Source organism: Klebsiella sp. BIGb0132 (assembly GCF_024810075.1).
Classification (GTDB): Bacteria; Pseudomonadota; Gammaproteobacteria; order Enterobacterales; family Enterobacteriaceae; genus Klebsiella; species Klebsiella terrigena.
In genome coordinates, this window is record NZ_JANUDW010000001.1 from 550,176 (window position 1) to 564,144 (window position 13,969).

The 13,969-nt window shown below is 60.8% G+C and carries 15 protein-coding genes; 9 read left to right on the forward strand and 6 right to left on the reverse strand.

The window, feature by feature from the left end; genetic code table 11:
- Nucleotides 1-10 precede the first annotated feature (10 nt).
- Nucleotides 11-346, forward strand: a complete 336-nt coding sequence (locus tag M2416_RS02540; protein WP_045854744.1) for a gamma-glutamylcyclotransferase family protein — start codon at nt 11-13, stop codon at nt 344-346.
- A 46-nt stretch (nt 347-392) separates the two neighbouring features.
- Here M2416_RS02540 and M2416_RS02545 read toward each other — a convergent pair whose 3' ends face one another.
- The 4 genes from M2416_RS02545 to M2416_RS02560 all read right to left on the reverse strand — a co-directional run bounded on the left by M2416_RS02545 (nt 393) and on the right by M2416_RS02560 (nt 4,200).
- On the reverse strand, nt 393-1,418 hold the full coding sequence (locus M2416_RS02545) for an LLM class flavin-dependent oxidoreductase (protein ID WP_076945128.1): 1,026 nt from the start codon (nt 1,416-1,418) through the stop codon (nt 393-395).
- A 293-nt stretch (nt 1,419-1,711) separates the two neighbouring features.
- Complete coding sequence (locus tag M2416_RS02550; RefSeq protein ID WP_076945127.1) at nt 1,712-2,029, reverse strand: EthD family reductase; 318 nt, start codon at nt 2,027-2,029, stop codon at nt 1,712-1,714.
- Between the two features lie 73 nt (nt 2,030-2,102).
- Nucleotides 2,103-3,554, reverse strand: coding sequence for an MFS transporter (locus M2416_RS02555; protein WP_259221923.1), 1,452 nt, complete (start codon nt 3,552-3,554; stop codon nt 2,103-2,105).
- A gap of 46 nt (nt 3,555-3,600) precedes the next feature.
- On the reverse strand, nt 3,601-4,200 hold the full coding sequence (locus M2416_RS02560) for a TetR/AcrR family transcriptional regulator (RefSeq protein ID WP_076945125.1): 600 nt from the start codon (nt 4,198-4,200) through the stop codon (nt 3,601-3,603).
- 110 nt (nt 4,201-4,310) lie between these two features.
- Between M2416_RS02560 and M2416_RS02565 the strand changes: the two genes are divergently transcribed.
- Nucleotides 4,311-4,748 carry a RidA family protein gene (locus M2416_RS02565; RefSeq protein ID WP_076945124.1) on the forward strand — a complete coding sequence of 146 codons (438 nt, stop codon included), beginning with the start codon at nt 4,311-4,313 and terminating at the stop codon, nt 4,746-4,748.
- Between the two features lie 60 nt (nt 4,749-4,808).
- Here the strand turns inward: M2416_RS02565 and M2416_RS02570 are convergent, their stop codons facing one another.
- On the reverse strand, nt 4,809-5,552 hold the full coding sequence (locus M2416_RS02570; RefSeq protein WP_076945123.1) for a glucose 1-dehydrogenase: 744 nt from the start codon (nt 5,550-5,552) through the stop codon (nt 4,809-4,811).
- A gap of 85 nt (nt 5,553-5,637) precedes the next feature.
- Between M2416_RS02570 and M2416_RS02575 the strand changes: the two genes are divergently transcribed.
- The 7 genes from M2416_RS02575 to M2416_RS02605 all read left to right on the forward strand — a co-directional run bounded on the left by M2416_RS02575 (nt 5,638) and on the right by M2416_RS02605 (nt 13,000).
- Nucleotides 5,638-6,192, forward strand: a complete 555-nt coding sequence (locus M2416_RS02575) for a TetR/AcrR family transcriptional regulator (RefSeq protein ID WP_259221927.1) — start codon at nt 5,638-5,640, stop codon at nt 6,190-6,192.
- A 227-nt stretch (nt 6,193-6,419) separates the two neighbouring features.
- On the forward strand, nt 6,420-7,190 hold the full coding sequence (locus M2416_RS02580) for an alpha/beta hydrolase (RefSeq protein WP_374761779.1): 771 nt from the start codon (nt 6,420-6,422) through the stop codon (nt 7,188-7,190).
- 40 nt (nt 7,191-7,230) lie between these two features.
- Nucleotides 7,231-7,905 (forward strand): heavy metal response regulator transcription factor, encoded by a 675-nt coding sequence (locus M2416_RS02585; protein ID WP_259221931.1) that lies wholly within the window; start codon nt 7,231-7,233, stop codon nt 7,903-7,905.
- Entirely contained in the window at nt 7,902-9,302 is a 1,401-nt protein-coding gene (locus M2416_RS02590) for a heavy metal sensor histidine kinase (RefSeq protein ID WP_259221933.1), read from the forward strand. The genes M2416_RS02585 and M2416_RS02590 overlap by 4 nt, the downstream gene beginning before the upstream one ends.
- 345 nt (nt 9,303-9,647) lie before the next feature.
- Nucleotides 9,648-10,967: an MFS transporter gene (locus M2416_RS02595; protein WP_076945119.1), complete on the forward strand. Its 1,320-nt coding sequence runs from the start codon at nt 9,648-9,650 to the stop codon at nt 10,965-10,967.
- A gap of 1 nt (nt 10,968) precedes the next feature.
- Nucleotides 10,969-12,162, forward strand: coding sequence for an enolase C-terminal domain-like protein (locus M2416_RS02600; RefSeq protein WP_259221938.1), 1,194 nt, complete (start codon nt 10,969-10,971; stop codon nt 12,160-12,162).
- A gap of 136 nt (nt 12,163-12,298) precedes the next feature.
- Nucleotides 12,299-13,000 (forward strand): GntR family transcriptional regulator, encoded by a 702-nt coding sequence (locus tag M2416_RS02605; protein ID WP_259221940.1) that lies wholly within the window; start codon nt 12,299-12,301, stop codon nt 12,998-13,000.
- Here M2416_RS02605 and M2416_RS02610 read toward each other — a convergent pair.
- Complete coding sequence (locus tag M2416_RS02610) at nt 12,992-13,948, reverse strand: LysR family transcriptional regulator (protein WP_259221943.1); 957 nt, start codon at nt 13,946-13,948, stop codon at nt 12,992-12,994. The genes M2416_RS02605 and M2416_RS02610 overlap by 9 nt on opposite strands.
- Nucleotides 13,949-13,969 lie beyond the last annotated feature (21 nt).

Consider the following 13,969-nt stretch of genomic DNA (forward strand, 5'->3'; position numbering starts at 1 on the left):
ATGAGGAATAATGGAACGCTTATTTGTCTACGGTACGCTGCGTCCGGGCCACGCGAATGCCTATATTCTGGAAAATATCGGCGGAGAGTGGCTGCCAGGCACGGTGACCGGAACCTTTTATGCGCGCGGCTGGGGCGCTGCCGCTGATTTTCCGGGGATCGTCCTGAGTGAAAGCGGGCCGCAGGTCCACGGCTATCTGTTTGCGTCCGCAAAGCTGGCGGAGTTCTGGCCCGCGCTGGACGAGTTTGAAGAGGGCTACGACCGGGTGGAAGTTGAGGTGACGACGGCCGATGGTCGGCGCCTGTCCGCGTGGATCTATCAGCTCCAGCCGCCGGCTCAGCCGTAGGGGTTAACGCCCCGCATGGCTCACGGGGCGCTGGCGCGATCGCCTATTAGTCGCGCCAGCCCAGCGCCGGCGCAACCTGTTTGAGGATCGACTCAATAACGTGCACGTTGTAATCCACGCCCAGCTGATTCGGCACGGTCAGCAATAAGGTGTCGGCTTCGGCAATCGCTTCGTCTCTCTTCAGCAGCTCGATCAGCCGGTCCGGCTCGGCGGCATAGCTGCGCCCGAAAATCGCCCGCGTTTTCTCATCAAGCTGGCCAATCGTATCCCCGTCATCCCGACCTGTACCGAAATACATCCGGTCGCGATCGTTCATCAGGGCAAAAATACTGCGGCTGACCGAGACGCGCGGCGTACGGGAATGCCCCGCCTGCGCCCAGGCCTCGCGGTATGCCCGGATCTGTTTTGCCTGCTGAATATGGAAAGGCTCGCCGGTTTCGTCATCTTTCAGCGTCGAGCTTTGCAGGTTCATCCCCAGCTTCGCCGCCCACACCGCCGTGGCGTTGGAACCCGCGCCCCACCAGATACGCTCGCGCAGCCCTTCGGCATACGGCTCGGGGCGCAGCAGGCCCGGCGGGTTGGGGAACATCGGCTGCGGATTCGGTTGGGCAAACCCCTCCCCTCGCAGCACGTCCAGCAGCACTTCGGTATGACGACGCGCCATGTCTGACTCGTTTTCTCCGTCGGCGGGCACGTAGCCAAAATGACGCCAGCCGTCAATCACCTGCTCCGGAGAGCCGCGGCTGATGCCAAGCTGCAGGCGACCGCCGGAGATCAGATCCGCCGCCCCCGCATCCTCGGCCATATAGAGCGGATTTTCATAGCGCATATCGATAACGCCGGTGCCGATTTCAATCCTGCTGGTTTTTGCGCCTATCGCGGCCAGCAGAGGAAACGGCGAGCTGAGCTGACGGGCAAAATGATGCACCCGAAAATAGGCGCCATCCGCGCCCAGCTCTTCGGCGGCAACCGCCAGATCGATGGACTGCAGCAGCGCGTCAGCCGCCGAGCGGGTGGCGGACTGCGCCGACGGCGTCCAGTGGCCAAATGACAAAAATCCAATCTTTTTCATGACGTATTGATCCTGGTTTGCAGGGAAATTATCCGCAGGCCGGCATTAACCGCGATGCCGTAAATCAGCGCCTGCCGAGGTTTACGTCTACTTTACGCATTCGCTGATGGGAATAAATATCGTTTGTTTAACATAATGCATCAAATAAATTGACCGAGTGGCGGCGGGTCTGGAGCGCCAGGTTTTGGGCCTGTGCCTGAGCATACGGCCCCCTGTCGTCGCGCCCATAAGGTTCTGAATATTTCCGCAAAGTAGATGAATGCCACCTGCCCGCAGGTGGCTTATTTACATAATCAAAGAGGACGCGCCCGCATACGCACGGGGTGGATCTCGGTAAACAGCGGCACGTCCGCCATCACTTCGGCGACTTCCGGCGAGGAAAATACCGCGGTCACCGCCGCCTCGTCGCGGAAAATGCATTCGCAAATGGCCAGGGTTCCCGGCTGCTCCCGCAATGGGAAGAAGGCGGCCACGCTGACCAGGCCATATTTTTCCCACAGCTTCATCACCAGCGGAAGGTGGCCGTCAACATAGTATTGCCGATCGAAACGATCCTCCGCGCGGCCCTGGTAGCTGACATAGATAACAACCTGCGTATTCTCTGTATTCATAATGCTCTTCTGTTAAAGGGATTTTGAAATAGCCGCGCAGCAGCAGGATTCGCCTAAGCGCGGCCGGGATGACTCATGCGTTCGATTGGCTAAGCTTCAGCGCAGCCGCCGACTTCCGGGCGAGGCTGATACTCAACCCTGCCCCGGCCGCCAGGCAGCAGGCGATGCACAGAACGGCGACGATAAACGCGTGGGTGATGGCACCAGGATCGCCGCGAGAACCCAGCACGGCATAGAAAATGCCGCCAATAATCGCCACGCTAAGGGCGGTGCTGAGCTGCAGCGTTGAGCTAACCACGCCGGCAATCATCCCGGCGTAGGCCGGCGCAACGCGGCCGGTAATAATGTGCATCAGCGTCGGGAGCGCCAGCCCCTGGCCGAAGCCGATGATGAACAGCGCCGCTGACAGAGGAGCCGCCGCCGGCGGGATACCGTCCGCCGTCGTCATCATCAGCCCGGCAAAACCGAGCAGACCCAGCGTTTCCAGCCCCATGCCGATGGGATTGACGTAAGGACCGACAATCCGTCTGCCAAACGGCGTTGACAGCGGGCCCAGCAAAAAACCGATGCCGAACGGCAGAAAGATCAGGCCAGCCCGCAGCACGCTTTGCTGCAGAGCGCTCTGTAAATAGATCGAAAACAGCAGGAAAAAGACGCCGATCGAGTAGAACAGCAGCGCCAACAGCAGGGAGAGCCCCATGCCCGGCTGACGAAAAATTATCGGGTCGATGAGCGGATCGCCGCCCCGGCGCGCAAGCCGGTTTTCATAGCGCCAGAACAGACAGGCGGCGGCCGGGGTGAGCGCCAGCGCCAGCCAGGACCACCACGGCCAGCCCGCTTCCCGGCCTTCGATCAGCGGCACGATAAGCAGACCCAGGGCGATGACGGAGAGCGCCATCCCGCCCATGTCTAACCGGCGGGCCTGCCGCGCGCGAGTCTCTTTGATTAGTGGAATACCGAACAGCAGGACCAGTAGCGCAATCGGCAGGTTGACGAGGAAAATGGCCCGCCAGCCGCTATCAAAGAGATTTAAAGAGATCAGAATGCCGCCCAACGCCTGGCCGATAACCGATGCCAGGCCGAATACCGCCCCGTAAAGGCCGAGCGCACGCGATTTTTCCGCTTCCGGGAAAATCGCCTGAATCGACGCCAGCGCCTGCGGAGCCATAATCGCGGCGGTGATTCCCTGCAACACGCGGCCGCCGATCAGCGCCCCGGGTGACCAGGCAAAACCGCACAGCGCCGACGCCGCGGCAAAGCCAATCAAGCCGGTGAAAAACATCCGCCCGCGGCCAAACAGGTCGCCCAGCCGCCCGCCGGTGATCAGCGTCACGGCATACAATCCTGCATAGGACGATATCACGAACTGCTCGGCCGACGCCGAGGTCCCCAGCTCCCCCTGAATAGAAGGCAGCGCCACGTTCACAATGAAGAAATCCAGCGGCGGTAAAAAGGCCCCCACCAGCAGGACAATAAACATCGCCCAGCGGTGAGGCTCGGCTGAGTCAGGATTTAAGTGGGACATATACGGCCTCCAAATGGAACTAATCGGTTCCAAATTAGATAAAAATTTAACCCGCGATAACGCGCATCGTGCAATCAACCACGGCGAGCATCTCCTCTTCGCGTGCGCCGGTTTTGCCCAGCACCCGCATACCTTCAATCTGACAAACCAGGAAACGCGCCATCGCCTGCTCATCGCACTCGGGCAGCTCGCCGCCGATCTGACCGCGCACGATCGCCGCGGCGTAGAGCTGCTGCAGCCGGCGGAACATGCGCCCGGTTCGCTCGGCCACCTGCTCGTCGCGCGCGGCCATTTCGGTGGTCAGCGACACCACCAGGCAGCCGCGCCGCCCCTTCTCGCCCGATGAGAGCGCGGCATAGCGCAGCAGCGAGGCGCGGATCGCCTCGGCGACGGAGCCGGGCTGCGACAGAATATCCGCCGTCGCCTTCAGCCCGTCGGCGGTATAGAGATCCAGCGCCGCCAGCAGCAGCCCCTTTTTATCGCCGAACGCCTTGTAAAGGCTGCCGCGCGACAGGCCGGTCCCGGCGATTAGATCCGGCAGCGACGCCGCCTCATAGCCGAGATCCCAAAATACGTTCATCGCGTCGCGGGCGGCTTCTTCAAGCTCAAACTCCCGCGGACGCCCGATAGCAGGCAGATTTTTCATTGATAAACCCAGATAAGAGGCTTAGATTATAAACCGATTGGTTCCTATACTAACAGCGGCTGAAGGACAAACGCAAGCCGCCCGCCGCGCAACGAAGGATTAAAGACGTCATGACCGATAGAACATTCATTATCCCCGCCACCATGCGGACGCTTTCGGAACGCACCGGCTACGTGCCCGCCGTGCTGGTCGGCAACACGCTGTACTGCGCCGGGCAGGTGGGCCGCACGGCCGACCTCGAGGTGATTAGCGACCCGGAGCAGCAGTTTATTGCCTGCTGGCGCAACCTGGAATTAGTGCTCAACGAAGCGGGCTGTAGCTTTGATGACGTGGTGGAGATGACCACTTATCACGTCAATATGGCTGAACATATGGGCACCTTTCGCCGCGTGAAGGACGGCCTTTTCCCGCGAGGCAGAAGCGCATGGACCTGCGTAGAGGTGACGAGTCTGGCCCATCCGGGCCTGCTGGTCGAAATAAAATGTATTGCCGTTCGGGTGCGTAAAGGCGGCCCCGTGGTAATAAAACTGAAAGATAGCGTCCCATAAAAACAGAAGCACGGATCGTTCCCCGCGCTTTTGTTTTATCGAAGGCTCTGCGCCAGGCGGCTAAACGGCGAGGCTGCCGCCATCGACAAAGAGTTCGCTGCCGGCAATAAAGCTGCTCTCAGCGGATGCCAGGAACAGCACGGCCTTAGCCACTTCGTCCGGCCGCCCCAGCCTGCCGAGCGGAACCTGCTGATTCAGCGCCTCTTCAAATCCCGGACGCGCGTCAAGAACGCCGCGCATCAGAGGCGTTTCCGTGCCGCCCGGTGCGACGACATTGACGCGAATGCCCCGCTCTTTCAGATCGTTGGTCCAGGTTCGCGCGAACGAGCGCACCGCGGCCTTGCTCGCGTTGTACAGCGACTGGCCGGCAAAGCCTTTGCTGCCGGCAACCGATCCGTTGAGAACGATCGCCCCTCCCGCGCCCATCAACGGCAGCGCCTTCTGCACGGTGAAAAGCAGGCCTTTAACATTCACCGCAAACATTCGGTCGAAATGGGCTTCATCGATCGCCTCCAGCGGCTGCGTTTCGGCAATCCCCGCATTGGCAAAGACAACGTCCACCCTGCCGTGGTCATGCTGGATCCGCGCGTAGAGTCGATCGAGATCGGCGGCGATGGCGACATCCCCCTGCACGCCCACCGCACCGTTACCAATCTCCCGCACGGCGGCAGCAAGATGTTCCTGCCGGCGCCCGGTGATATAGACGTGGGCGCCTTCAGCGGCGAACCGTTTCGCCGTCTCCAGGCCAATCCCGTCGCTGCCGCCGGTGATGACCACAACCTTGTTCTCAAACCGCTTCGTCATTTTATCGCCCTCTCAAACAATAAGTGGAGTGTTGCTCCACTTAAAATACGGAGGTATCCTCCACTTGTCAAAGGGAGAGAGAAAATTGAACGACGAATCCATACTGCGCGCTGACGCGCTGCGCAACCGCGAGCGTATTCTTGCCGCCGCTGAAGAGATTTTTCTGACCAAGGGCGCCGCCGTGTCGCTGGAGGACGTGGCGAAACGGGCGGGCGTCGGCATCGGTACGCTCTATCGGCGCTTTCCGACCCGTGAAGCCCTGCTGGCAGCCGCCTGCAGCGAGCGGTTCCTGTCGCTGGCTGAGGCCAGCCGCGTCCGGGATGCCGAGGTCGATGCGGGCAGCGCCGTACGCCTCTACCTTGAAGAGCTGGTGACCAACACCACTCTCTATCGCAGCCTTGCCGCCTCGCTCGGAACGGTTCTGCAAAGCGGGACGCCCGGCTGCCACGCGATAACCGAAGAGGGTCAGCGCCTGCTGCGCCGCGGGCAGCAGGCCGGCATCCTGCGTCGCGACGTGACCTTTGACGATCTGGTGTATGTCGTCACGGCAATCTCTCTGGCCGCGGAGCAGGATGGCTCGCCGCCGTCGCGCATCGAACATTTGGTTAACCTGTTTCTCGTTGGTATCAGCGAGCGCTGAAGTCGCCACGCGCGGTAATGCCGTGAACCCCAGGCGGCTCTCCGGGTCACGAACAGGGCCCTAAACGCCGCCGCGCGCCTTTAGCCACGTCTGCCTCCGCACCTCTCCCCGTGCGCCAAAGGCCCGCGCCCGGCCCGTCATTTTTTTGTCATAACTGACTCACCTTCCTGTCAGAACCCTCTCGCTACACTCACTCCCACATCGAACAAATCCCCGTTGAGGAGAGAATGAGCATGAAAATAAAACATAAAGCTGCAATGAGCCTTGTCGCCGCGGCCATGATGATGGCCGGCGCCAGCCACGCGGCCGAGGCCGCGCCGGTGAAAAATATCGTATTGGTGCACGGCGCCTTTGTTGATGGTTCCGGGTGGAAGCCGGTCTACGACATCCTGAGCCGCGACGGCTACAGGGTCACGCTGGTGCAGGAGCCGCTGACCTCGTTTGCCGACGATGTCGCCGCCACCCGGCGTATTCTGGATCGTCAGGAGGGTCCGGTCATTCTGGTCGGCCACAGCTACGGCGGGGCGATTATTACCCAGGCCGGTAATGACCCGAAGGTGGCCGGGCTGGTTTATATCGCCGCCCACGCGCTGGATGCCGGAGAGAACCGGGCAGAAGTTAGCAAAAAATATCCCAACTCCGCGCACCCGTTTATCAAGACGTCTGACGGCTACGTGATGCTCGATCCTCGCTACTTCCCGGAGGATTTTGCCGCCGACCTGCCGCGCGAGCAGGCTCAGTTTGGCGCCCAGTCGCAAATCCCCACCTCACCGACCTCGCTTGCTGCCGTGGTGACGCAGGCCGCGTGGCGAACCAAGCCGAGCTGGTATATGGTGGCGAAAGCGGACAAAATTATTAACCCCGATCTGGAGCGCATGTACGCTAAACGCGCGAAAAGCCATACCGTGGAAGTTGACGGCAGCCATTCCGTTTTTCAGTCTCATCCCAAAGAGGTCGCCGCGCTGATTGAGCAGGCGGCCAACGGCGCGCAGAAGTGAGTCGCTGCCGCTGCGCGGGGAAACGCGTTCAGGAGCCATGGTGAAAATACTGGTGATAGAAGACGAACCCAAAGCGCGTGAGTACATGCGCAGCGGCCTGACCGAGTCCGGCTACGTGGTCGACGTTGCCGTAAACGGCCAGGAGGGGCTGTTTATGGCCCGGGAGCACCATTACGATCTCATCCTGCTGGACGTGATGATGCCGCAGATGAACGGCTGGGAGGTGATGGCGCAGCTGGACAAGCAGCTTGATACCCCGGTGATTTTCCTCACCGCCAAAGGCACCGTCGAGGACAAAATCAAAGGGCTGGAGCTCGGCGCCGATGACTATCTGGTCAAGCCCTTCTCGTTTGCCGAGCTGCTGGCGCGCATCCGCACCGCCCTGCGCCGCGGCGGACAGGCGAAGCGCGAAGAGCAGCTGACGGTCGGCGATTTGCGTCTCAACATCACCACGCGGCGGGTGGAGCGCGCCGGCGTGCGGCTGGACCTGACCAATAAAGAGTTCAACCTGCTGCAGCTCTTTATGCTCAACTCCGGGCAGGTATTGACCCGAACCCTGATCGCCTCGCGGGTCTGGGACATGAATTTTGATAGCGACACCAACGTGGTTGACGTGGCGGTGCGCCGTCTGCGGCAAAAGGTCGATGCGCCCTTTGACCTTCCGCTGATTCATACCGTTCACGGCGTGGGCTACTGCTGCGAGGAGCAGAAATGAAGGGCCTGTCGATCAGCACCCGATTATCGCTGATGGTGGGCGCCGCGGTTCTGCTGGTGCTGCTCGGCGTCGGTACCGCGCTCTACCGCTCCCTCTGCCAGCAGCTCAGCATCCGCGACGACATCGCCTTAACCAACCGCCTGGATCAAATCCGCACGCTGGTGCTTAACGAGGACGTCCAGCGGATGATCCGCGAAAAGCCGCATTTGTTTACCAACATGCTGGGCAACACCGAATCGCTGCTGGTGCTGCGCTTTCCAGGGCAGCCGCCGCTGATTGAGGTCAATCCGGGCAGGCGCCCGCTGCCGGACATCGTGCCGGTGGCCGCCAGCCGGCCCATCGTCCCCCAGGACGTGCACCACCAGCAGACGCCGGGCGGCGTGCCCTTTATCTCGGCTTCCGCAATGGCGGTTACCGGCCACGCGCCCTCCCGCCAGCTGGAAATTATTACCGGCAGGCTGATGACCGAGCGTACGCAAACCCAGGCCGGCTATCTGCGCCAGATCGCGCTGATCACGCTGTGCGCGGCCCTGGCGGCCGTCGCGCTCAGCGCCCTGTTTGCCCGGCGCAGCCTGCGCCCTTTGCAGCGCCTAGCCCAGGAGACCTCGACGATTGACGTACGTCACCTGGGAAGGCGTATCGCGCTGCCCAACCCGCCGGCCGAGCTGCAGCCGCTTATCAGCGCCTTTAATAAGATGCTCGACAGGCTGGAAAACAGCTTTCAGCAGCTCAGCCAGGTCAGCGCGGATATGGCCCACGATCTGCGCACGCCTATCGGCAATCTGCTGGGGCAGACCGAAATCGCCCTGACGCAAAAGCGCAGCGCAGCCTATTACACCGCGCTGCTGGGCTCCAACTTTGAAGAGCTGGTGCGCCTTTCCACCATGATCGACAAAATGCTGTTCCTCGCCCGGGCGGAAAACGCCAGCCAGGCGATTAACAAAGCGACGCTGTCGCTGAATGACGTTCTGCTTCCGCTGGCGGAATATTTTGAAGGCCCGGCGGAAGAGCGGCGGATAGCCCTGCGCTTTTCCGCCAGCGGGGGGATCACCGCCGATGCCGACCTGCTCCGGCGGGCGGTCGCCAATCTGCTCGATAACGCGATTCGCTACGCCGACGGCGATAGCGAAGTCCAGGTTGAGGCGCAATACCAGCCCGATGGCGTGCTGCTTAGCGTCACCAACCGCGGCGAGGTGATTTCGCCGGAGCAGCAGGAGCGACTGTTCGATCGCTTCTGGCGCGCCGACAGCGCCCGCCACGCCTCGAACAACAGCAGCGGGCTGGGGCTGTCTATCGTGCGCGGAATTATGCAGCTGCACCAGGGGCGCTGCGGCGTAAGCTCCGGGCAGCGGCGAACGCGCTTCTGGCTGCTCTTTCCCCACGCTCCGGCGAAGTAGCGGCTGGCGCCAGCCGATCTGCGGGCGCCAGCCGCTCATCGCCCGCGCCACTCTCCGCGCCTTCGCCGTAGCTTCTCCAGTCCTTCTTCGTTCCTTTCTCCACGCCTGTTCTTCCCGCTTCTCTGGCTCATCGGGCTGCGCTGCGGCTTCTGGCGCCAAACCCCACCCCACACTTTGACCGCTCCCGCTCAGAGTTAGCGATCGCGCCGGGTCAAGAATCGCCTGCTGAAACGTTTCATATCTCATTTCGCTAATGACGATGTTGAACTCCAGGCCGGAGATGAATACAACAGAACTTGTATACAAGAACCTTAGGTACTTATAACCTCATCATCAGGACACACCATGCAAACCACAGATTCTGAAATTGAAAAAAGGGTTATACGCAAACTTTCCTGGCGGCTGATCCCGCTGCTGATTGCTTGCTACGTCATCGCCGTTATCGATCGCGCCAATATCGGGGTGGCCGCGTTAACCATGAATGCGGATATCGGCCTCAGCGCCGCAAGCTTTGGCCTGGCCGCAGGGCTGTTTTTTGTTCCCTACGCGCTGCTTGAGCTGCCCTCAAACCTGCTGATGGAGAGGATTGGCGCCCGCTGGTGGATAGCCAGAATTATGGTGACCTGGGGGATTATTTCCGGCGCGCATATCTTCGTCTGGAACGAAAATAGCCTCTACGTCATGCGCGCCCTGCTCGGCGCCGCCGAAGCCGGCTTTTTCCCCGGGATCGTCTTTTACCTCACCATGTGGTTCCCTGCCGCCTGGCGCGGACGCATTATTGCCTCCTTCATGACCGGCATCCCGATTGCGCTGATTATCGGCACGCCGATTTCCAGCCTGCTGCTTGAGCTACACGGATGGATGGGGCTTAGCGGCTGGCAGATCATGTTCCTGATCGAAGCCATTCCGGCCATCGTTCTGGGGCTGATTGTCCCCTTCGCGCTGCCCGACAAGCCCAAAGATGCCAAATTCCTCGAAGCAGAGGAGCAGCGCTGGCTGATGGCCACCCTCGCCGCGGAACAAAAAAAGCTGCCGCCGCGCGGACACGGCGGCCTGCTCAAAGCGCTATTCAGCCCGCTGGTGCTGCTATTCAGCCTCACCTACTACGGGCTGGCTAACCTCAACGGCGCGGTCAGCACCTTCCTGCCGTTAATCATCAGCGAAACGGGTTTAAGCCACGTGCAAACCGGCTTTATCACCATCATTCCCTACATCTTCGGCCTGATTGGCATGCTGGTACTGGGGCGCATCGCCGACCGTCCCGGCTCACGGCTGCTGGCTAACTATGCCGCGCTGCTTATCTCATGCCTCGGGCTGCTCTGCGTGGCGTGGTTCGATAACTCACTGCTCAAAATGGCGTTCCTCTGCGGCTCGGCGTTCGGCTTTTTCGGCGCGATGCCCGTGTTCTGGGGCCTGCCGGCGCAGTTCTTCCCCGCCTCGGTGGTGGCGGGCAGCATCGCGCTGATTAACGCCCTCGGCAGCATTGCCAGCGTCGTTAACCCGTGGGTCATCGGCGTGATCCGCGATCGCAGCGGCAGCTATAACGGCGGATTCTACTGGCTGGCGGCAATGGCCCTGCTCTCCATCATCACCCTGAGCATCATTTTCCGTCGCCAGCAATCATCGGCATATCAAAACAGCAATGAACAACGTGAGGGTCAGTAAGATGAAGATTATCGACGTCCGGTTACTTCAGGTTAAGGGCGTATTGCCCGGGGAAGTGGATTTTTGGGAGGAGCGCCTCGCTCGTCCGACCGACGTGTACGCCCAGTATCGCGTCGTCGACAACCATGACGGCGGCGTGCAGCTGAAAGAGGGATTTTCTATCTCCACCGTGTTTGTGGAAATTATCTCCGACGAAGGCGTTGAAGGGCTGGCGGGCCCCGTTCCCCACGCCGTCGCCTCGATTGTCCACGGCCAGCTGCGCCCTTTACTGCTGGGCCAGGACCCGCGCGACAGCGAGCGCCTGTGGGACCAGATGCATCGGGCGCTGATTCACGGCCGCCAGGGCGACGCCATGCTGGCGATCAGCGCGATCGACTGCGCGCTGTGGGACCTTCGCGGCAAGTGGATGCAGCAGCCGGTTTATCGTCTGCTGGGCGGCTCGATTCGCGAGGAGATCCCAGCCTACGCCTCGATGCTGGGCTTTGCCGTCCAGGATATGGGATTAGTGCGCGAGCGCGCGCTGCAGTATAAAGCGCTGGGCTATCGCGGACAAAAATGGTTCTTCCGCCACGGCACGATGAGCGGCAGAGAGGGATTAAAGAAGAACGTTGAGCTGGTGAAAACCCTGCGCGAGGCGGTGGGCGAGGATTACGATCTGATGTTTGACTGCTGGCAGTCGATGGACGTGACCTACGTCATCGAACTGGCAAAGGCCATCGAGCCCTACCGCCCGCGCTGGCTGGAAGAGTGCGTGATGCCGGACAGAATCGACAGCATGCGCCGCCTGAAGGAGCGGCTGACTATCCCGCTGGCTGGGGCCGAGCATGAATATACCCGCTGGGGCTTCAAACGCTTCTTTGAGGCCGACGTGCTGGACGTTATTCAGCCGGATATCTACTGGTGCGGCGGCCTGTCTGAAACCTTAAAAATCGCCGCGGCCGCCACGATGTACGACCTGCAGGTCATTCCGCACGGCCACTCCACCATCGCGACGGCCCACTTTACCAGCACCCAGTCGCCGATCCACACGCCGTATCAGGAGTACCTGGTGAAGTGGAACGATATTCACCAGTATTTCCTCAGCGAACCGCTGGTCCCGGAAAATGGCCTGATTCGGGTGCCTGAAGTGCCGGGCATGGGGATGGCGCTCAACCCTGAGCACATCCGGCATCAGGAGTACCTCTTCACCTCCTGATTCTCTCCCCCTCACACGGCGAATGGGCCACCGTTTGAGGGGGATGTATCTTGTATACTACACCTTGCATCTTAAATCGGATCGTGCAACTATGGCGGCAATAAAGGCTATTTGTATTAAGGAAGTACGCCACGCTATGTCCTCCGATAAACTACTTATTGACTGGTCCTCAAAGAAGATAATCCGCCCTCAGTCACTGAGTAGTATTCTGGCCGATCACATTCGTGACCTCATCGTTAATTGCCAAATAGAGCCCGGCTCGTTAATTTCAGAAAATGATATTGCGGCCCAGCTCAACGTGAGCCGTACGCCGGTCAGAGCCGCGCTGCAAAAGCTGGAAATGGAACGCCTGGTACAAATATTCCCCCAGCGCGGCACCTTCGTGTTTGAGTTCAACGAGCAGGAGATGCGGGAAACCTGCGAAATGCGGCAAATTCTGGAGGCCGGCGCGCTAACGCTGGCGCTTCGCCACGACCGCAACGCGCTAATCACTCTGCTGAAAGAGCACGTAGCCCGGGGACGCGAGGCGCTACAAAACGCGCCGGAGAGCTACCGCCAGGCAGATGCAGCGTTCCATATGGCGATTATTGAATCCAGCCAGAACCGGGAGCTGATCGGCTTTTATAAAACCAGCATCAACCGCATCCGCGCCTTCCTGAACCATCTGACCAGAACGCCGGAAGAGTTTCAAAACTCCCAGGTCGATCATGAAACCATCGTTGGGCTGTTGGAGCAGGAGCGGGACCAGCAGGCGCAGGAGAAGCTGCACTGGCATCTTGGCGGCATAGTGCGCAGATTTCATGAAAAATTCGGCAAGGAGCCGCCCGCCTCAGGGTAATTTTCCTTGAGGTTCTCCACCCGGACAAGAGCCGCCTGAGGCCTGAGACATCTGCGGCTCATCGCGTAACCAGTCGATACAGGCCCTCATCGCCGGCGACATCGCCCTCCCCGCCGTCCAGCACAGGTAATATCCGGCGAATTCCGTTTCCCAGGCGCTAAGAATGCGCTGCAGGGCGCCGGAAAGCAGGTGCGGCCTCACCCTCTCTGCGGTAACCTGAGCCACCCCGACGCCGGCGATGGCCGCCTGATACTGGCGCTCGCGATCGTCCACCACCAGATTCCCGCTCACCGCAATATTTTTTAGCCGGCCGTTATAAGAAAACTGCCAGGGCTCCGGCACTGCCGCGCCCGGCCACCGCCAGCCGATGCAGTTGTGGTGGCTTAAATCCTCTGGCCTCTCGATGCCGCCATGCGTTTGCAGCCAGGAGGGCGCTGCCACGACTATCTGATGCAGCGGCCCGCCGACCGGGACCGCCACTAATCCGGGCGCCAGCACCTCCCCGAGGCGCAGCGAAAGATCGTACCCGCCGGCGATGAGATCGACGGGAGAATCGTGGACAGCAATATCCACGTGCACGTCGGGAAAAGCGGCAAGAAAAGCGGGGATCCTGCCGTCGAGGAACATTTCCGCCGCCGAGCGAAAGGCGTGAAGACGAATATGCCCCTTGATGATTCGGCTGCGGGACTGCGCCTGCATCAGCGCGCCGGCAAGGTTCTCCAGCAGCGGGGCGACCTGGAGATACAGCCCCCTGCCGTCCTCGGTGAGGCTGACGGAACGCGTTGTTCGGTTGAAAAGCCGCAGCCCCAGCTGCTCCTCCAGGCCGTTAATTTGCTGGCTGACGGCGGATGCGGAGACGCCCAGGGCGTCCGCAACGGCCCTGAAGTTGAGCTTCTCGGCGACCATCACAAAGGTATTAAGCGCAGGGAACTGCGCGCGGCTTATCATCCGTCGCTCCTTTATTAAATC